This is a genomic window from Flavobacterium sp., assembly GCF_043722275.1.
Classification (GTDB): Bacteria; Bacteroidota; Bacteroidia; order Flavobacteriales; family Flavobacteriaceae; genus Flavobacterium.
Genome location: NZ_JAYSPC010000077.1, coordinates 1 through 20,622 on the forward strand (window position 1 = coordinate 1; position 20,622 = coordinate 20,622).

Annotated in this window: 14 protein-coding genes and 1 pseudogene; 4 read left to right on the plus strand and 11 right to left on the minus strand. The window is 35.1% G+C overall.

Annotated features, from left to right (window positions below; translation table 11 throughout):
* Positions 1 to 261, plus strand: a pseudogene (locus ACHZDT_RS10370) (ferric enterobactin receptor); the annotation flags it as partial.
* Between the two features lie 298 nt (positions 262 to 559).
* Here ACHZDT_RS10370 and ACHZDT_RS10375 read toward each other — a convergent pair.
* From ACHZDT_RS10375 to ACHZDT_RS10405, 7 genes are all read right to left on the minus strand, one after another.
* Positions 560 to 3,340: a M4 family metallopeptidase gene (locus ACHZDT_RS10375; RefSeq protein WP_394774556.1), complete on the minus strand. Its 2,781-nt coding sequence runs from the start codon at positions 3,338 to 3,340 to the stop codon at positions 560 to 562.
* 372 nt (positions 3,341 to 3,712) lie between these two features.
* The gene (locus tag ACHZDT_RS10380; RefSeq protein ID WP_213303842.1) at positions 3,713 to 4,366 is read right to left on the minus strand and encodes a CoA transferase subunit B; all 654 of its coding nucleotides are present in this window, start codon (positions 4,364 to 4,366) and stop codon (positions 3,713 to 3,715) included.
* Positions 4,367 to 4,458: 92 nt separating this feature from the next.
* A complete protein-coding gene (gene bla, locus ACHZDT_RS10385) occupies positions 4,459 to 5,358 on the minus strand; it encodes a class A beta-lactamase, subclass A2 (protein WP_394774557.1) in 900 nt (299 codons plus the stop codon).
* A gap of 194 nt (positions 5,359 to 5,552) precedes the next feature.
* Entirely contained in the window at positions 5,553 to 6,254 is a 702-nt protein-coding gene (locus ACHZDT_RS10390) for a CoA transferase subunit A (protein ID WP_394774558.1), read from the minus strand.
* Between the two features lie 483 nt (positions 6,255 to 6,737).
* Entirely contained in the window at positions 6,738 to 9,044 is a 2,307-nt protein-coding gene (locus tag ACHZDT_RS10395; protein WP_394774559.1) for a penicillin-binding protein 1A, read from the minus strand.
* 10 nt (positions 9,045 to 9,054) lie between these two features.
* Positions 9,055 to 9,534 carry a gliding motility lipoprotein GldH gene (locus ACHZDT_RS10400; protein WP_394774560.1) on the minus strand — a complete coding sequence of 160 codons (480 nt, stop codon included), beginning with the start codon at positions 9,532 to 9,534 and terminating at the stop codon, positions 9,055 to 9,057.
* Complete coding sequence (locus ACHZDT_RS10405) at positions 9,518 to 10,861, minus strand: stage 0 sporulation family protein (protein WP_394774561.1); 1,344 nt, start codon at positions 10,859 to 10,861, stop codon at positions 9,518 to 9,520. The genes ACHZDT_RS10400 and ACHZDT_RS10405 overlap by 17 nt, the downstream gene beginning before the upstream one ends.
* 388 nt (positions 10,862 to 11,249) lie before the next feature.
* Between ACHZDT_RS10405 and ACHZDT_RS10410 the strand changes: the two genes are divergently transcribed.
* Genes ACHZDT_RS10410 through ACHZDT_RS10420 form a run of 3 tightly spaced genes read left to right on the plus strand, consistent with a single transcriptional unit; the run spans position 11,250 to position 17,067 of the window.
* Complete coding sequence (locus tag ACHZDT_RS10410) at positions 11,250 to 15,869, plus strand: hypothetical protein (RefSeq protein ID WP_394774562.1); 4,620 nt, start codon at positions 11,250 to 11,252, stop codon at positions 15,867 to 15,869.
* Positions 15,848 to 16,060, plus strand: coding sequence for a T9SS type B sorting domain-containing protein (locus tag ACHZDT_RS10415; RefSeq protein WP_394774563.1), 213 nt, complete (start codon positions 15,848 to 15,850; stop codon positions 16,058 to 16,060). The genes ACHZDT_RS10410 and ACHZDT_RS10415 overlap by 22 nt, the downstream gene beginning before the upstream one ends.
* 38 nt (positions 16,061 to 16,098) lie before the next feature.
* Positions 16,099 to 17,067, plus strand: coding sequence for a type IX secretion system membrane protein PorP/SprF (locus ACHZDT_RS10420; protein ID WP_394774564.1), 969 nt, complete (start codon positions 16,099 to 16,101; stop codon positions 17,065 to 17,067).
* A gap of 89 nt (positions 17,068 to 17,156) precedes the next feature.
* On the opposite strand, the gene ACHZDT_RS10425 is transcribed toward ACHZDT_RS10420, so the two are convergent.
* From ACHZDT_RS10425 to ACHZDT_RS10440, 4 genes are all read right to left on the minus strand, one after another.
* A complete protein-coding gene (locus ACHZDT_RS10425; protein WP_394774565.1) occupies positions 17,157 to 17,387 on the minus strand; it encodes a ferredoxin in 231 nt (76 codons plus the stop codon).
* A complete protein-coding gene (locus ACHZDT_RS10430; protein WP_394774566.1) occupies positions 17,387 to 18,628 on the minus strand; it encodes a peptidase U32 family protein in 1,242 nt (413 codons plus the stop codon). Before ACHZDT_RS10430 ends, ACHZDT_RS10425 begins: the two co-directional genes overlap by 1 nt.
* A gap of 6 nt (positions 18,629 to 18,634) precedes the next feature.
* The gene (locus ACHZDT_RS10435) at positions 18,635 to 20,002 is read right to left on the minus strand and encodes a rhodanese-related sulfurtransferase (protein WP_394774567.1); all 1,368 of its coding nucleotides are present in this window, start codon (positions 20,000 to 20,002) and stop codon (positions 18,635 to 18,637) included.
* Positions 20,003 to 20,335: 333 nt separating this feature from the next.
* A partial coding sequence (locus ACHZDT_RS10440) for a BrxA/BrxB family bacilliredoxin (RefSeq protein WP_394774568.1) occupies positions 20,336 to 20,622 on the minus strand: 287 nt, incomplete at its 5' end.

Below are 20,622 nucleotides of genomic sequence, written 5' to 3' on the forward strand. Positions count from 1 at the left end.
ACTTATTTTGGAGAAGTAATTCGTGATGGCTTTCCTTTTGGAGGCATCCAGAAACATAACGGAAAAGTGGTCACAGATTTAACTGTTGCATACAAAATAACTCCAAAAATTCAGGTTGCTTTGGGAGCGAATAATTTATTTGATATTTTTCCGGACAGACAAATTTATGAAAACAGTTATTACGGGGTTTTTAAATATGCACCGGTTCAAATGGGAACAACTGGAGCTTATTACTTTGGACGTATGAGTTTTACTTTGTAGCTGTTTAATTTGCAAGGTTTTAGCAAATATAGCCAGTGATTTCGCAGATGGATTTAATCCCGCAAAGTCGCGAAGCTGCAAACTTTTTAAGCATGGTTTATCGTTTTGACTTGAGGAGAAATGACAACTAGGAATTCCGTATCAAATGTGACAATATTTGTCGAGTTGCGTGTGATTTCTTCTTGCGTTGAAATGACAAAAATGAAAAACTTCGCGTCTTTGCTAGATCCTGTTTAAACTAAAAAAGCCCCGTAAAAATGTATTTACGGGGCTTTTCATCTTTACTAATTCAAAACTTTTATTTTTTGGCGAATTTTTTAACGATTCTTTTACTTCCGTTATTCAATTCAATGATATAAACTCCAGTATTTAAATTGCTTACATCAATTGGATTTCCAGAAAGTTCTCCAGTACTTACTTGTTGTCCTAATGTATTTATAATTCTAAAAGTATATCCTGTATTGTTTGATAATGAAACATTTAGTTCCCCAACAACCGGGTTTGGATAAAGTGCAAAACTTGAAGTTTCAGTAGTTTCTACTAATCCAGCAACGATTTCTTGGTTAACAATTGCGCCGGAAGCAGTAATGTTAATTGAATAATCTTCGACTTGTCCGTAAGAGAAAGCCTCACAAGCAGTTGGAATTGCGTTGTATTTCATAGAAACTCTAACTCTGGTTGTTCCTAGAGTTGCTGTTGCAGGAATTGTAATTGTTCCTGTTGCCGTGCTTGATGTTGAAGTTGCTTTTGTGTAAACAGTTTCTCCTGCATCTGAAAAATCACCGTCTTGATTATAATCTATAAAAACAGCATATGCTTCACTATAAACAGTTGACGTCCAAGATGGAGTTATTGTGATAGTATAAGCAGTTCCTCTTGCCGCATTTGTAGAAATTGCTGTGTAGTTTTCATAACCGGCCGTTCCTGTTGAAGTATTATTGATGGTACCAAATACTACTTTACCAATTCTTTCATCTGCAGTACTATTACCCTGAGATGCACAATATGTTATACCAGCAGCAGTAGTTGTTACATTTACAGTATTGCTTGAAGCAGAAAGATTTCCTGCAGCATCCTTAGCTTTTACGCTGAATGTGTAAGCTGTTGATGCTGTTAAACCTGTTACAGTATAACTTGTAGTTGTAGATGAACCTTTTAGGGTTGTTCCCTGATAAATATTATATCCTGTTACCGCTACATTATCTGTAGAAGCTGTCCATGTTAAATTAGTTGTTGTTCCGGTTGTTCCTGCAGCTGCAAGAGATGCCGGAGCTGATGGAGCAACTGTGTCTGTTGATCCTGAGTAAGCTGCACCTACTCCAACGGCGTAAAATGCATTTGTTGTTGCGATAACTTCGGCAGAACCTGCACCATATAAATCGATAGCTGATTGTATTCCTGAAGTTCTGGCGTTAGCATAAGTTGAGTTTGCTGTTAAATATACACTCTCTAAACGAAACGCAATTTTTGCAGCTTTGTCAATTGTAATACCTGTTACGTTATATACGCTTCCAATATCGTTTGTTCCTGATTTACCTACTGATAAAATATAAAACCAGTGATTTAAAACTCCTGAATTAGTATGAACTCCACATTGATCATTATTATTTGTTGGCGTACAGCTTACGTTTACCCAGTAAGTTCCGCCGTAAGTATCCGGTTGCCCTTCAGAGTTTGGATCGCTCATAGAACGTAGCGCCAGGTGACCGCTTCTTCTTTCTATATCTTCTCCAACTAACCAGGTTGATTTTGTTGGCGCTGCACGATATTCAATACATGCTCCCCAAATATCAGAGAATGCTTCGTTCATTGCTCCGGATTCTTTTTGATAGGCAAGGTTTGCTGTATAAGTACAAACGGCGTGACCAATTTCGTGTCCAGCGACATCCATTGCTGTTAAAATATCAAATCCACCAGTTCCTGTTCCGTCACCGTATGTCATAACGCTTCCGTTCCAGAATGCGTTATTGTTATCAGGATATCCTGCTGCAACTAAATTATAATGCACATAACTTTTAATTTTAGCTCCGGCATTATCATAACTATTTCTTCCGTGTACCGCTGACCAATAATCATAGGTCATTTCAGCGCCCCAATGTGCATCTAATGCGCCATTGTCTTTATTAGTGTTATTAAATTCGGCTGCTGTCCAGTTATTATCAGCATCAGTGAAATTTGTTGTTGGGTAAGTTGCCGTTCTTGCAGAGTTGTAAGTCTGAACTCCGTTTCCGCGTGTTACATCTGATAAAATATAAGAAGATCCGCTTAAACTTGTCTGAATAGTTTGAGTTCCACTATAGCGAGTTGCTGCATTTGCCGCAACAAATGCCATAGCAGCTGCATTATTTTGTTGATTTTTGGCTGTAGCCGAAGTTATTTTGCTGTGAACATTATCATGAAGATGTTTTATTGTGGCATTATAAAACAATGCTGCTCCGGTTTGAGCATCAATATAAAGATCACCACGGCTTAAGGGATTAGTAGCATAAATATCAAATTTATACGCCAATCTTACTTTATCGCTTTTTCTTTCTTGTCCCTGTTCTTCCATTGCTGGTAATAAAACAAGTTCGCCTTTTGGTTTTTCGTATCCCATTGCAGCAGCATCTTCAGGGCTATCCCATAAATATTTTTGGGCTCCTGTATAGGCAATCGCTTTTGCAAAAGCTGCCTGACTAGATAATTTTGGGGTAGTTTTTACATTTTCAAGATTATAAAACTCTCCGTTCATGGAGGTTACTTTTCCAGCTTTTGAATGTAATGTGTAATTGGCAAATTCAACTTTAACGCCTTGCTCGTACAATTGAAATTTTTCATGCGTAAAACCTTCTTTATCTGATTCAGTTTTAATTTTTGAAAAAGATTGATTGTCTTTTAAACCTAGTTGTTCTTTAAAAACAGTATTATAATCAGCTTCTTTGTAACTTGATTTATCACTAAACGTAATTAAACTTGGTTGTCCGTTTTCAGATACACTTTTCTGATTAATCCGTTTGTCCGTGTTTTGGGCAAAGCCCGCTACTGAAAATGTAAGAATGACAACCGTTGATGCCATAATTTTTGGTAATTTTCTTTCCATAATTAAATTTGTTTTTGAGTTTGGTTAAATGATTACAAATAAAATACTTAATGTAGGTAAATACTTTATTTTAAAGATAAAAGTATTTTATTTATGTCAGATAATCGATGAAATTTGCCGTTAATCGATAAAATGCAACATTTTTTACTTAAAATTTACATTTATTTAACAAATGATGCAGATTTCTCAAAAAAAACACCCAAAAAATAATTATATGATTGATTTATAATAACTTATACATTACAAAACTGCTGAGACGCCAATTTTACTGGAAATATACACTTTTATTGACCGTATTTTATTCTTACAAAAAAGGCTGACCTTTTTTTAAAAGTCAGCCTTTATGCATTTTTACTAAAAAGTAAGAATTATTTAAATATCCATTTCTGGAATATCTCCTTCAATGATTAAATCTGCTTCAGTTGAAGCGATAATGTGTTCAACAGAAACTCCTGGAGCACGTTCTAAGAGCTTAAAACCCTTTTGAGTCACTTCCAGAACTGCTAATTCAGTCACAACCTTTTTAACGCATCCTACGCCGGTTAATGGCAAAGTACACTTTTTTAAAATTTTAGATTCACCTGCTTTGTTTACGTGCATCATGGCTACGATGATATTTTCGGCGGAAGCCACTAAATCCATTGCTCCTCCCATTCCTTTTACCATTTTGCCGGGAATTTTCCAATTTGCGATATCTCCGTTTTCAGAAACTTCCATTGCTCCTAAAATGGTTAAATCTACTTTCTGGCTGCGAATCATTCCGAAACTAAAAGCCGAATCAAAAAAACTGGCTCCCGGAAGCGTTGTAATGGTTTGCTTTCCTGCGTTGATAATATCAGCATCTTCTTCTCCTGCAAAAGGAAAAGGTCCCATTCCAAGAACGCCGTTTTCGCTTTGAAATTCAACTGCAATATCTTCTCTGACATAATTTGCTACCAAAGTTGGAATCCCAATACCAAGATTGACAAAATATCTGTCTTTTACTTCTTTTGCAATACGTTTTGCAATATCTTCTTTTGTTAACATATTTTCAATGTGTTAATTTATTTAATGTGTCAATTAGAAAATTTGATAATTATATAATGCCTTACTTACGCAATCTAAATAATTACAATTATCTAATTTGTTTTGTCTCTTTTCGTAAAATAATCCCACGTTGCTTTGGTAATATCTGCGATTATTTTTTCGGTATTTTCTTTTTCTTCTGTAATGTTTTTCATAAACACGGCAATAATCAGATGTTTTCCATTTGGGAGTTTTACAATTCCTATATCGTTCATTGCGACTCTTAAATTAGCGCTGTTAGTTCCGGAAATTCCAGTTCTGTGCGCCAATTCTGTATTTTCAGGAAGACCTGCTTTCATCCACGTAAGTCCTCTCGACGTTTCAATCATTATCTGATACAAATACTTTGTTGTTGCTTCTTTTAGAATTTCTCTTTTATAAAACTTTTCAAGCAATTCAACTGTTGCTAATGGAGTAGTTGTATTCACATACAGATTCTCCCAAATCATCATTTGCTTTTCGTTGACCTTAATTACGAAGTCTTTAATGCCTTGTTTATTTATAAATTTTTGTACTGTTTTCGTTCCGCCAATTAAATTAAGAAGAATATCGCATCCATTATTATCACTGTGGGAAACGGTATATCTCAACAATTGATCTAAAGTCAAATACATATCTCCATTAGGATATTCTTCCCGAATTGGACTCCAGGTCTCAGGAAGAAGGTCTTTCTTTTTTACAAATATTTTTTGAGTCAGCAAAAGTTTTCCTTCGTCGACTTTATTTAAAACCGTTAATGCAATATGAAATTTAAAAACGCTCATTAATGGAGTTTTTAAATTTCCGTTAATACTTAAAGTGTCTTTATCTTCAATATTTTTAATAGCTATTCCTACTGTCGCATTTTTAGTTGCAATTATCTCTTTAAGCTGTTTTCGAAGATCATTTGTTGTTTGGGCAAAAGTCTGAAATGATAAAAAAGAAACCAGAATTATGTAAAAAAGTCTACTCATATTTTTAGTGTATCATTGAGATGTGCCAATTTAGGAAATTTGATAATTAGATCATTTACAAGCTTCAACATTATTAGTGTTTTGCTTTATGTATTTATTATTAATTATCTGATTTTCGTATATTTAAAAATAATAAATTATTAACGCAACATGTTTGCGTTAATTCATTATCAACTATCAAATTTTCTCATTATCTACTTCTTCTGCCTTACTGTGCGCTGTTCGATTCTTTTTTCAAATTTTTCTCCCTGAAAGATACGTTGTACCATAATTCCAGGAATATGAATTTGATTTGGATCTAAAGTACCAACGGGAACTAGTTCTTCAACTTCGGCAATTGTAATTTTTGCTGCTCCAGCCATACAGGCATTAAAGTTTCTGGCTGTTCCTTTAAAGATTAGATTTCCGGCTTCGTCACCTTTCCAGGCTTTTACAATGGCAAAGTCGGCTTTGAAAGCTTCTTCCATAATATGCATTTTACCGTTGAATTCACGAACTTCTTTTCCTTCGGCAACTTCAGTTCCGTAACCTGCGGGTGTAAAGAAAGCTGGGATTCCGGCTTGTGCAGCGCGACAACGTTCGGCTAAAGTACCTTGTGGTGTCAATTCAACTTCCAATTCTCCGGAAAGCATCTGACGTTCGAATTCAGCATTTTCACCAACATAAGATGAAATCATTTTCTTGACTTGTTTCTTTTGCAAAAGCAATCCCAAACCAAAATCGTCAACTCCGGCATTGTTCGAAATACAAGTTAAATCTGAAATTGTTGTATTTACTAATGCTGCAATCGTATTTTCAGGAATTCCGCATAGACCAAATCCACCAAACATTATGGTCATTCCGGTTTCGATTCCTACTGTAGCTTCCTGAACGTTATTTACTTTTTTTGTAATCATAACAAACTGTCTTTATTAGCGTATATTTTTGATAAAAATAAGATTTTTAGATTAAATTATAACGATTTCGTAAAAATAAAATCACGGCAATGATTCATTTGAATTGATTTATGGGAAATCTAAAATTGCTTAACAGTTTAATTAAGAAAGTAATTAGAAAATCCGTTTTTATCAGCTTTTTCGCTTTAGCGAATCAGTAAAATCAGCGTCTAATTTTGACGCGGATAAAACAGATTTACTTCGTAAAAACGCGGATATAAACGGATTTGATTTGCAATGATTTTATTTTTTAAAAGCTAACTTAATGACATTGCCCGAAGTCTAGGGACATCCTACAATATGTTTTGTTCCAATGGAACTCTTTTATAAAATTCAAAAAAAAATACCTTTGCATCTTCCAAAAATTCAGAAAGCACAAAAGGATATTTTTAATTATTATTATTTTGCAAGAAGCAACTGTAACTGAAAACTGTGACTAAAAAACTACAGTTCGAATTCGTCTGTATTTTGTTCTGTTGCTGTCGTGTCTTTTACAACTGCCGGTCTGCTGTAACAATCTACCTTTATAGAAAGATTAGCCGGACGTTCAAACTCTGCTTTCGAAACCTGAAGTCCAGGATCTGCATAACAAAGTTTCATGAAGTAACCCCAAATTGGCAATGCTGCTGTAGCTCCTTGTCCGTAAGTTAAACTTTTGAAACGTGCCGAACGATCTTCGCAACCTACCCAAACTCCAGTTACCAAGTTTGGAACCATTCCCATAAACCAACCATCAGACTGGTTTTGAGTTGTTCCGGTTTTACCAGCAATTGGGTTTGTGAACATATAAGGATATCCTGTCCAGCGATTGTCTCCGCTTCCTCCGCCTTGTGTACGTAAACGTGCACCTGAACCGGTTTCAGTAACTCCCTGAAGTAATTTGATTACTGCAAAGGCAATATCTTTGTTTAAAACATCATGAGATTCTGGAATTGGTTCATAAATAACCTCTCCGCTTTTGTTCTCGATACGGCTTAAAAATTGTGGTTTTACATAAACTCCCTGATTTGCAAATGTGCTGTAAGCAGCAACCATATCTTCAACGGTAATATCTACAGCTCCAAGTGCGATAGATGGCTGCGCCGGAATTTCGGTTTTAACACCTAATTTGTGTGTCAATTCTACAACAGCTTCAGGCCCTACACGATCTATTAATTTAGCCGAAATCGTATTGATTGAGTTTGCCAAACCTTGTTTTAACGTAACCATTCCGCGGTATCTGTTATCAGAATTTCTTGGCTCCCAATCTGCCGTAACATTATGACGCCCTTTGTGAATCATAAAAGGTCCGTCAAGAATTGAATCACAAGGAGACATATTTAATTGTTCAATTGCTGTTGCGTAAACAAACGGCTTAAATGTAGAACCTACTTGTCTTGCTCCCTGCCCAACGTGATCGTACTGGAAATATTTATAATTAATTCCTCCAACCCACGCTTTAATGTTTCCGGTTTGAGGTTCCATTGCCATTAAGCCAGATTGTAAAAAGTGTTTGAAATAACGAATAGAATCCATTGGAGTCATTACTGTGTCGCGTTCTCCTTTCCAGGTAAATATGCGCATTTTTGTTTTTACTTTGAATGAAGCAATAATATCATCATCGCTTTTATCAGATTCTTTCATAACTGCCCATCGTGTAGAATTTTTCATGGCTTGCATCATAAGTTTCTCTGTTTCTGCCTGAGTAATATTTACAAATGGTGCATTTTTATTATTTTTCTGTTCTATAAAAAATTGTTGTTGTAAATTTTTCATGTGTTCAGAAACTGCTTCTTCAGCGTGCAACTGCATTCTGGAATCAATAGTCGTATAAATTTTTAAACCATCTTTGTAGATATCATAATCAGATCCGTCCGGTTTTTTGTTTTCAGAAACCCATTTTTTCATGTAATCACGAAGATATTCTCTAAAATATGTAGCGGTTCCTTCACGATGACTTTCTAATTTAAAGTGCAAAGCAATTGGCAAAGCCTGCAATTTTAATTTTTCTGAAGTAGAAATCATTTTTGCTTTTTCCATTTGAGAAAGCACGACGTTACGACGGTTTTTTACTCCTTCAGGATTACGAACCGGATTATACAATCCAGAGTTTTTGAACATTCCGACTAAAATTGCCGATTCATCCATTGTTAAATCCTGTGGATCTTTAGAGAAATAGGTTTGTGCAGCAGAACTTACTCCAACAGAATAATTTCCGAAATCATAAACGTTGCAATACATTGCAAGAATCTCATTTTTAGTATATTGTCGTTCAAGACGAATGGCAATAATCCATTCTTTTATTTTTTGTACAATCCTGAAGGGAAGAAACTTAGATCCTTCTCCGTGAAATAATTGTTTTGCTAATTGTTGTGTTAAAGTACTCGCGCCTCCATTAGTTCCTAAACTGAAAACGGCTCTTAAAGTTCCGCGTCCGTCAATTCCTGAATGTTCATAAAAACGAGCATCTTCGGTGGCAACCAAAGCTTCAACTAAACTTTTTGGTAAATCAGAATATTTAAGCTGCGATCTGTTGGTTTTGAAATACTTACCAATAACTACTCCATCAGATGAAATGATTTCTGTAGCCAGATTAGAATCCGGATTTTCTAAATCTTCAAAAGAAGGCATCGACCCGAATAATCCCCAGGATGCAAATAAGAAGAATGCTAAAACACCTAATAAAGAGTAGGCAAAAATTCTCCAGAATTTCTTTTTATAGTAGTTAATATCTTTAGTACTATTAGGTTGATTGTTTTTTTTAGTGGCCATAACTATTTTTCTAATCTTTTTGTTCTATTCTAAAACCTACGTCTGTAATACCATCTAGAGCCTGAACTCCGGGTATTTTCCCTGATTCCCTAACGGCTTGTTTAATGTGTACTTTGTATTTTCCTTTAAACTTTACTCCTTCTTTGTAATACAATTTACTTTCTTTTATGTCTGTAAAACCGTTTCCAAGTAAGGTTCCGTCAGGCTTTGCCATTTCATATTCTAAAGTATCTACTTTAGTAAATCCGCTTGGTGTTTCAATAGCTACAATTAAAAACAAATTTTTGAACGGATAATTGTTATTGTCCCTCAAATTTATAAATAAGTTGTATTTTTTGGTTGAATCTAAAACTGGCAGATCAAAGGTTACAATACTGTCTTTATCCCAGGCACTTCCAACAGATTTGTACTCATCAAATACTCTTTTTTTATCACATGAAAAAAGGAGTATTGCAACCAAAAGAAGAATAGCACTATTTTTTATTCTCATTTTTAGTAATAATTATAGGTTTTCTAGGTTCAGCCGGTTTAGCATCGTTCGAATTCTTAGGTTTATTCGACTGATTTGGCTTATTATTATTCGGTTTGTTTCCTTTATTTGGATTTGGATTTACATTCCCCGCTGGTTTATTCTGATTTGGAGTTGCCTGAGGTTTGTTTGGAGTTGCCACAATCGCTGCTTCTGCATCAGTTTTGCGTTTGCGATTTGGTTTTTTCTTTCTTTTAGGTTGGTCAAAACGAGTTAAACTTTCCTGCCCCATTGCATTATTAAAGTCTTTTTCAGGTTCTAAATTTTCTTCAATAGCAAAATCTTCTAAAGATGAAACTTTGTTTTTCAATTTATTCTCGGCAATAATTTCTTTTACCTGATCAATTTTTAAAACGTGCCAGTTTGCGAAATTATTTGTGTAAGCAAACCACATTAAACCTTTAAAAATATCTTGTTTCTGACAGATTGCATCTCCTTTTTCAGTCACTAATTTAGTGTCATAATCAGGAAAATCTTTTAATGCATCCATGTAAGTATCAAGCTCATAATTCAAACAACACTTTAATTTCCCGCACTGTCCCGCTAATTTCTGAGGATTCAAAGAAAGCTGTTGGTAACGAGCTGCTGATGTATTGACACTTCTAAAATCTGTTAACCAGGTTGAACAGCACAATTCTCTACCACACGAACCAATACCGCCTAAACGCGCTGCTTCCTGACGAAAACCAACTTGTTTCATCTCTACTCTGGTACTAAATTCTTTTGCAAAATCTTTAATCAAAAGTCTAAAATCGACTCTGTCATTTGCTGTGTAGTAAAATGTAGCTTTTGATCCATCTCCCTGAAATTCAATATCTGATATTTTCATTTCCAATTTGTGCTGAATCGCTAATTCACGCGCACGAACTTTCATTGGTTCTTCGCGATCACGTGCTACAGACCAAATATCAATATCTTTTTGAGAAGCTTTACGGTAGATTTTTGGCACTTCATTGCTTTCGTGATTGACACCTTTTTTCTTCATTTGAATTTTAACCAATTCTCCTGTCAAAGTAACAATCCCAATATCATGTCCAGGTGATGCAACAGTTGCTACAATATCACCAATGCTTAACGTTAATTTTTCTGTATTTCTAAAAAATTCCTTACGTCCGTTTTTAAAACGAACTTCAACACAATCAAAAATTGCCTCTCCGTTAGACGGGCTCATGTTAGAAAGCCAGTCAAAAACCGTCAATTTATTGCAGCTATCGGTACCGCAAGTCCCATTATTTTTACAACCCTTTGGTGCACCACCATCTGAGGTTGAACAACTTGTACATGCCATAATTATATATGTAGTGTTGCATAAAAGCAACTTAAGTTCATAAACGTTTGAACGGTAAAGATAGTATTTTTTTTAGTTTGCTTTTTATGCATTATTCTAAAGGTCTGTTAAATAGATAATCCACTCATTATCAATATATAATCATTTCTACCATCCTTAATATATTGCCGTATTCTAATACTATTATAACTTTTGCTGTCAAGTTTTCAGAGCACAAAAGAAGAATTTTGTATTCTGAAAAAATGCCCTGAATATTTGTCGTTATTCAAATTTTGTTAACGATTAATGAAATATAAATTCATGCCCTATTTGATAAGGGCCAGTTTCACTACTGCTTAGAATTTATCAATGAATAAAAATTTACTGCAATCCTTATTATTAATCAACTATGTACACAATTACTTATAAGAAGTTTACAAGTGTTAAACTAATTTTTTTAACTTTTTTATTTTTCACTACTTTTCAAATAAGAGCTCAATTTCCTTTTTTTGAGAGTTTTAAAGACGCAACCGCAACCCGAATAGAATTTGGAGGAACACCAGCCGCATATTTGACTGGTGGAACTGGAAACAGAGAGGGATACAATGATCTAAATGGGGATGGCTATTTAAGATTAACAAATAAACAAACTCAACAACAAGGTACCGTATGGTCTAATACTTATGCGTTTCCGTCTGCGTACGGAATGACCATTTCGTTTGAATATTATACACATGGAGGAAATGGGGCTGATGGTATTGCTTTTATATTATTTGACGCAGCAGCTTCTCCAATTAAAGCAGGTGCTTTTGGCGGTTCCTTGGGATATGCTCAAGGAGAAAATGGAGTAAAAGGTTTTTCAGGAGGATATTTAGGGGTAGGAATTGATGAATTTGGTAATTTTTCATCTAATTTAGGTAAAACAGACGGCGTCGGACAGTTACCAAGCAGTATTACTCTTAGAGGAGCCGGTTCTGGCACTACAGGATATCCTTATTTAACAAGTAAGCAAACCACAGTTTCTCCGCTTTTATTTAATCTGGCAGGTATGGACAGGTCAGCAATTGACAATACTAAAGCTGGTTTTAGAAAAATCGAAATAGCATTAAAACCTCGCACAAACGGAGGCTTTTTCATTGATATTTATATAACTCATGGAAATGTTAAGGATTTAATTATTAACAATTATGAATATACAACTCCTGCACCTTCTAACTTAAAATTTGCACTTTCTTCTTCAACAGGCAATATTACAAATTTTCATGAAATAAGAAATCTAAATCTTTCTGTAGATCTGTCTACTCTTCTTGAACCAAAAGCAAATCCTGTTAGTTTTTCAGGTTGTGCAGGATTGAAAGCTGAGACTGCTATCGATATAAACGTTAATAATAATGGAACCGTCAATACACTTGGAACAATAAATAGGGAATCAGTAGATTTAGACACATCTCTTGATGGTATTCAAGTTTCGAAAACCGTACCAGGCAAAGGCACATTTACTTACAATTCAATTACCGGAAAGGTTGCATTTACACCTGAAAATACTACTATTGAAGGAACAGTAGCCATAGATTATACTTTTAATGATTCTTACGGTAAAACATCAAATATTTCTACAATTACCTATAGTAATTCTCCTGCAGATACAACTAATAATAGCTGTTTGGCTTCTTTAAAAACAGATGTTACTTCGTTAACCAAATCAATTTTAAATATTCCGGATGAAATTGTTTCATACGAAGTCAAAATAACCAATTCAGGTAATGGTAACGCTAAAAATGTTTCATTGTATTTTTTGTTTTCTGATGGAGTTATTTTTGATTCTGCTACAGCAATTTATACCGGAAATGCTTCTGGCCCGACAGGAGCATTATCGTACGTCGGTCTGGCAGATAGTCCTACAATTGGAGAATTTAATATTCCAATTAATGGAACCGTAACAATTTTATTAAAAGGAAAAACATCCTCCGCAATAGAATCCGGCACATATAATGTTGCCGCTCAGGCAGAATATTTTGATCCTGTGCAAACAAGTAGAAGAATAACACCTTTTATTAATGGATTCGCAGAGCAAAAGACATATGCATCAGGAGAAAAGGTTTCTGGTTTTAATTTTAACGGAGCATTTAGTTTAACGGATGATGTAACAGTAAATCCAAAATTACCGCCTATAGTTACTACAGGAGTTACAATATGTAAAGGTGAAACCGGATTATTAACAGCAACAAACTCTTCTGTTGCAGTTACTACATTTTCAGGTCATTGGAATGCAGCAACAGATCCTCAGGCATTTGTACCATATACATATATGAATAATTCGACTACATGTCAGTTTTATACATCTGGCAAAAGAAATTATACAGCAACTACCTTTACAGTAAGTCTTTCTGGTATTTATAAATTCACAATGACCGACACAAATGAATATGATGGTGCGGCCTATATTTATTCAGGAAACTTTACTCCCGGCAATTGTTCAGGAGGCGGCACCTGGATTATAGGAACAGATGATAATGGTTCTCCAAATCAAGAGCCTATAATGACAACCAATTTAGTTGCCGGAGTTACTTACACATTAATATCTACCGTTTGGGCAAATAATGAAGGTACCTTTATTGGAGATTATACCTGGACAGTTGAACCTCCTGCAGGAGGACAATTTTTATTAAACACTTTAAACTATTGGTATTCTTCAGCAACTGGTGGCACTCCTATAGGTTGGGGAAATTTCTTTAATCCAGTTGGAATAATAGGTTCAGGTTTATTAGATACAAATACAACAGGTACCAAAACTTATTATGTAGATAACGGAACTGATAGCTCTTCGAGAACTCCAGCAGATTTTGTTATTACGAATGTTTCAACTGTTGGAAATGCATCAATTTCGCCCAATTTGTGTATTAATACAGCATTGACTAATATCACTCATACTACAACAGAAGCAACCGGTATAGGTACAGCAACAGGACTGCCGAAAGGAGTAATTGCTTCATGGAATTTAAATATTATTACAATTAGCGGTACACCAACAGAATCAGGTGTATTTGAATATAGTATTCCATTAACAGGAGGATGTGGGAATATAAATGCAAACGGAACAATAACAGTAACTTCACCAGCCAATGTGACCACAACAGGAGTTGAAATATGTAAAGGTGAAACAGGATTATTAACAGCAACTTCAGGTTCAGCAGTGATTCCAGCACCTGTAACCGTATTTACGGGCACTTGGAATGCCACCACAGATCCTAAATCATTGATGCCTGCTCGTAGAAGTGAAACCGATCCAAAATGCCTTTTTCATGAAAATATTTACGGAAGTTATAAAGAAATTTCTTTTTCTGTAAATATATCAGGAACATATTCCTTGCAAATGACAGGCGAAAATGTGTTTTATAGAGCTGGATATATTTATAAAGGAAATTACCTATTAGGAACATGTCCGGAAGATGGTACATGGATTGCAGAAGATGATGATTATGGTTTTATTGGAGAGAAAACTCCTGTTTTAACAGCATATCTTGAAGTAGGAACACTTTATACATTAGTGTCCATTATTAATGCATATAACGATCCAAATTATACTACTGATTACACTTGGACACTTACACCGCCTATAGGAGGAGGATTTTATTTAACACCCGTAAATTTATGGTATGCTGACATGACTGGTGGGGATCCAATAGGTTGGGGACCTTATTTAAATCCTGTAGAAGTGCCCAATTCTGGCATGTTAAATACAAACACACCTGGTTCAACAACTTATTATGCAGGTGATGCATCTTCATGTTCTGCAAGAGTTCCTGCAACTTTTATAATTAAAGAAGATAACACTGTAGGATTAGTTTCAGCTACACCAACTTTATGTATTAATACAGTATTGACCGATATTACTCATACTACAACAGGTGCAACCGGTATAGGTACAGCAAAAGGATTGCCTGAAGGAGTTACTGCGGCCTGGAATTCAAATATTATTACAATTAGCGGGACCCCAAGAGAAGCAGGAACATTTGAATATTTGATACCCTTAACAGGGGAATGCGGAGATGTAGCTGCAATAGGTAAGATTACTGTCAGAACAAAACCAACAGCAATTACAACCACGGAGAATATCTGTGCAGGCGAGAAATATACCTGGGCCGTGAACGGAATCGAATATTCTGAATCTGCTTCGGTTACCGTTGAAAAAGACGGATGTACCGCAGATGAGATCCTGAATTTAACCATCGGATCGTTAAGTGCTTCGCTTATAATCAATAGTATTTTACCCGAATTCTGTGCTGGCGATAAAGACGGCAGTTTTAGCATTCAAATTTCAGAAGGAAATACACCTTACAGCTATAGTTTAGATAAGCAATATGGTAATTTTTCGCAAGGTCTGTCGGAACAAAAAATATTCGATTTTGTAAATCTTTCTGGAGGTAAACATATTGTATATATCAAGGATTCATCAGGTTGTAGTAATCAACTTGAAGTAAATATTCCAGACGGCATCGCAATAAATCCTGTTGTGCATATTGATACAGCATGCAAAAACAATGCATCTTCAAATTCAGTAATTGTAACGATTGACAAAACTATTACCAATCCTGATGATGTAGATTATGCTCTTGATAAAGAAGATGGGGTCTATCAAATTGAAAACATATTTACAAATGTCATTTCAGGTAATCACATTATATATGCAAGGCATGCAAATGGTTGTATTCAGCCTACAAAAGAATTTAGTATTAACCACATTGAACCCCTGGCATTAACACTTGCAGATGGAGAATTAAACGAAATCGTTGCAACAACTACTGGTGGCGCAGGTCAATACAGATACTCTTTAGATGAAACAGCCAATGGAACGGCAAATAAATTCATCATATACAAATCAGGAATGTATACGGTCACGGTCACAGATCAAAACGGATGTACTGCTACCGCATCAAGATATTTTGAATACATAGACCTTTGTATTCCTAATCATTTTACTCCAAATGGAGACGGTATTAACGATGAATGGGACCCGGATGCAGCGTAAACTATAAACAATTAACATTTACAATCTTTGATAGATATGGACGCATAATAGGCAATTATAAATTCGGTCAGAAATGGGATGGAAAATACAATGGAGCAGAGTTATCTACCGGTGATTACTGGTATGTATTCAAATTGAATGACAATAAGGATAACAGAGAGTTTGTTGGACATTTCACCCTTTACAGATAACTAATAATATAATTATGTTGTCTAAAACTTACAATACAATGAAAAAAATTATTATATCAATTATACTTCTGGTTATAACATCAGGTTACGGACAGGAATTAAACTTACCCGTTTTTACACAATACTTAGCGGATAATTCATTTGTTATCTCCCCTACATATGCAGGTATTGGTGATAACCTAAGAATACGTGCCAATGGTCTAACCCAATGGGTTGGGATTAAAGATGCACCAGATAACCAGTCCTTATATGCCGATTTTAGGATTTTAGACCGTTCAGGAGTTGGAATCTCACTTTATAATGACAGTAACGGCTATACAGAACAAATGGGAGCCAAAGTATCATTTGCCCATCACCTGATCCTGGATTATTATTCCAAGCAATATTTGTCTCTGGGAATTTCATATAACTTTAATAACTTTAAAATTAATATCGACGAATTCAAACCTACATATGAAAATCCTGTTTCAGATCCGGGTATTACAAATAATCGCTATATGTCTAACAGTAATTTTGATGTAGGAGCTTTATATAGAAATAAAGGCTTTTATTTGAGTCTGAATGTCAGCAACATTCTGGATAAAAAAATAGACCAATTTACCGGCATCGAACCAAATTTACTCCGAAATTATCAGATATATACCGGATACGTTTTTAAAGGGGCTACCGACAGAGTTGAATTTGAACCTTCTGTTTATTATCAAATGTTTGCCAGCGATAAACGTTCCAGTACGGATCTTAATTTTAAGTACCGACAATATAATCGTTACGAGGATTATTTCTGGATTGGAATTTCTTACCGTTTCCTAAACGATCAGCCTTTAGAACCTTTAATGGTTGGGCCAATGGCAGGGTTTAAAAAGAATGATTTCTATTTTGGATATTCCTATCAGGCGTCATTAAACCAACTTGGAGCTTATAATTCAGGAACGCATGTTATCACTATTGGAATTGATTTCCTTCGCGGAATTAGTAATTGTTCTTGTACCCAAAGTCCTGTTCATTAACAATGCATTTATAGCATTTATTTTTCCGTAATTTAAAACACAAAGCCCCATTTTTCATAAAAATGGGGCTTTGTGTTTTTTAAATATATCTAAGTTTCCTTAACACTTATAATCTTCACAGGACAAGCCTTAGCTGCCAATTCACAACTCTCAACAATAGTATGATTTGTAGATTTTAAAGTAAAAAATCCTTTTGCATTTACTGAGTGAATCAATACCGATTTTCCATCTTTTTTAGACATTTGAAAATGCACCGGATCCATTTCTACGCAGTAATTACAACCGATGCATTTGTCTCTTTGTAAAGTTACAATAACCATTATGCCTCAACAATTTTATATAATTTATCAGACATTCTGATTCTGAAAGGCAGCTTAAAAGTACAATCGTCTCCTTTAGTAGCTTTTTCAGAAACCAAATCATTTACAAACATTTCATTAATAATCATTTCCTGCGCTCCGGTACTTGGTCCCGTTACAAGGATTTTATCGCCAATTTTAATATCGTATGCTTCAATTTTAAATTGACCTACTTCTGCTTTCGGGAAATAATGAGTTCCTTTACCTACATAAACTTTCTTTTGAGTTGCTGCAGATCCTGGGATATCACTCCATTCTCCTAATTCCTGACCCAGATAATAGCCTGACCAGAAACCACGATTATAAACCGTGTTTAAAGCTTCCATCCAAATAGAAACCTTTTCTTTAGAGAAAGATTTCTCATAATAAGAATCGATAGCTTCTCGATAGGTTTTGATAACCGTTGCCACATATTCCGGCGCACGACCGCGACCTTCAATTTTTAAAACCTGAATTCCCGAATCTATAACCTGATCGAGAAAATCTAATGTGCATAAGTCTTTAGGCGACATCATATATTCGTTATCAAGTTCTATTTCAAAACCAGTTTCCTGATCAATTACGGTATATTTTTTACGACAGTTCTGTTTACAGGCACCACGATTTGCAGATGAATTATGCGAATGCAAACTCAAATAACATTTTCCTGAAACCGCCATACACAAAGCACCATGTCCAAAAATTTCAATTTCAACTAAATTTCCGTTTGGACCTTTTATTTGTTCTTTCTCAATTTGATTGGTGATGCTTTTTACCTGACGCAAACTCAATTCACGGCTTAAAACCATTGTATCAGCAAATAAACTATAGAATTTTATAGTTTCGATGTTTGTGACGTTCAATTGAGTAGAAATATGAACTTCCATACCAATTGTTCTTGCCATTGCAATTACAGCCTGATCAGATGCAATTACCGCGGTAATATTAGCTTCTTTAGCTTTGTTCAATAATGTTTTTACGACAGATAAATCATGATCGTAAATAATCGTGTTCAACGTTAGATAACTTCTTACGCTTTTTGCTTCACAGCGATTAGCGATTTCCTGTAAATCATCCATGGTAAAATTTACGGTTGAACGCGCACGCATGTTGAGTTGTTCTACACCAAAGTAGATAGAATCCGCGCCATTATCAAGCGCAGCCTGAAGTGACTCAAAGCTCCCTGCGGGAGCCATAAGTTCAATTTTGTTATTAAATGTCATGATAAATTATTCTAAAACTTTATAGATTTTATCCGACAATCTTATTCTGAATGGTATTTTGAAAGTACATGTATCGCCTGAAACAGCTTTTTCAGCTACAATATCATTTACAAACATCTTTTCGATTATCAGTTTTTGTTCTCCGGTAGTTGAACCTTTGATTAAAACAGTATCTCCAACTTTGATTTCGTTTTCTTCAATTAAAAACTGACCAATAGATGGCTTTGGGAAAAAGTGAGTTCCTTTTCCTATGTATTGTTTTTTGATTTTTACTTCTTTTTTAGCAACGGTTTTTGATTTTACCATATCACTAAGATTAGGAACAGCAGCTAAAGGATCCTGATTGTTTTTGAAAGTCAAAACATCAGATTTTCCTTTTTTGAAAATTTTATTTCCGTTTTTAATGCCACGTCTAATAGCTTTTTGCTCTTCTTCGGGTAAATGAATTATGGTAACACATTCGGTAGAACAACAACCTTCCATTGACTGAGCACATTCTTCACACTGAATAAAAAGTAAATGACAGCCCTCGTTCGCACAATTAGTATGCACATCACAAGGTTTTCCGCATTGATGGCATTGCGAAACAATATCGTCTGTAATTCGTTCACCTAAACGATGATCAAATACAAAGTTTTTTCCAATGAATTTACTTTCTAAACCTTCTGCTTTTACCTGACGGGTATATTCGATAATTCCGCCTTCAAGCTGATATACATTTTCAAAACCTTTATGTTTGAAGTAAGCACTTGCTTTTTCGCAACGGATTCCTCCTGTACAATACATCAACAATTTCTTGTCTTGTTTATGTTCTGCTAATTGCTCTTCAATAATAGGCAGGCTTTCGCGAAAAGTATCAACATCTGGGCGAATTGCTTGCGAGAAATGACCAATTTCGCTTTCATAATGATTACGCATATCGACCACGACAACATTTGGATCATTTAATAAATCATTGAATTCTTTGGCTTTTAAGTGAATTCCAATGTTTGTTGCATCAAATGTTTCATCATCTAAACCATCAGCCACAATTTTATCACGAACTTTTACAGTCAACTTTAAAAAGGAATGATCATCATGCTCAACCGCAATATTCAAACGAATCCCTTTCATAAAATCATACTTTTCTATGGTATCTTTAAATTCATAGAAATGATCCGCCGGAAGAGATAATTGAGCATTGATTCCTTCATGGGCTACATAAATTCGGCCTAAAACCCCAAGCGGATTCCAAGCTAAAAATAAGTCGTTACGAAATTGAGTTGGATTTGAAATTTGCGCATAAGCATAGAAAGACAACGTTAATCGTTGTTTTCCGGCATCATCAATCATGATGGCTCTTTCTTCTGCGCTTAAAGTGTTATACAGTTGCATGCTATAAACTAATTTAAGTTGAGAAATTATTTGAGGTGCAAAAGTAGGGAAAAAGGTTCAGAGTTGCAAAGGTTCGTAGCTACAAAGGTGTTGAGAATCTAAGTTGCTAAGGTTCTAAGTTTAAAAAAATGAATTTCAAAAATAAACGTTCTTAGTATTTCTAATTTTTAGCCCAGATGAAAGCGGCATACTTTTGTGCCAGTCCCGAGGTTTCAGGATAGCACAAAAGATACAGCGGACAGCTGGATTAGCTTCAAATAAAAAAGACTGCCTAAAATAGACAGTCTTCATATAAACTTATAACCTTAGTTACTCAGAACCTCAGCAACTTAATTAGCAATACTCGTTAAAAGCATCTTGCAAATTCTCAGCAATTAATTCAGCTGGGCGACCTTCAATATGGTGACGCTCTAACATGTGAACTAATTCTCCGTTTTTGAATAAAGCCATACTTGGCGATGACGGAGGAAAAGGGAACATATGTTGTCTGGCAGCATCAACTGCATCTTTGTCAACACCTGCAAAAACGGTAATTAAATGGTCTGGTTTTTTTGCCCCATCTAAGCTCATTTTTGCACCCGGACGTGCGTTTCTTGCAGCACACCCACAAACTGAGTTTA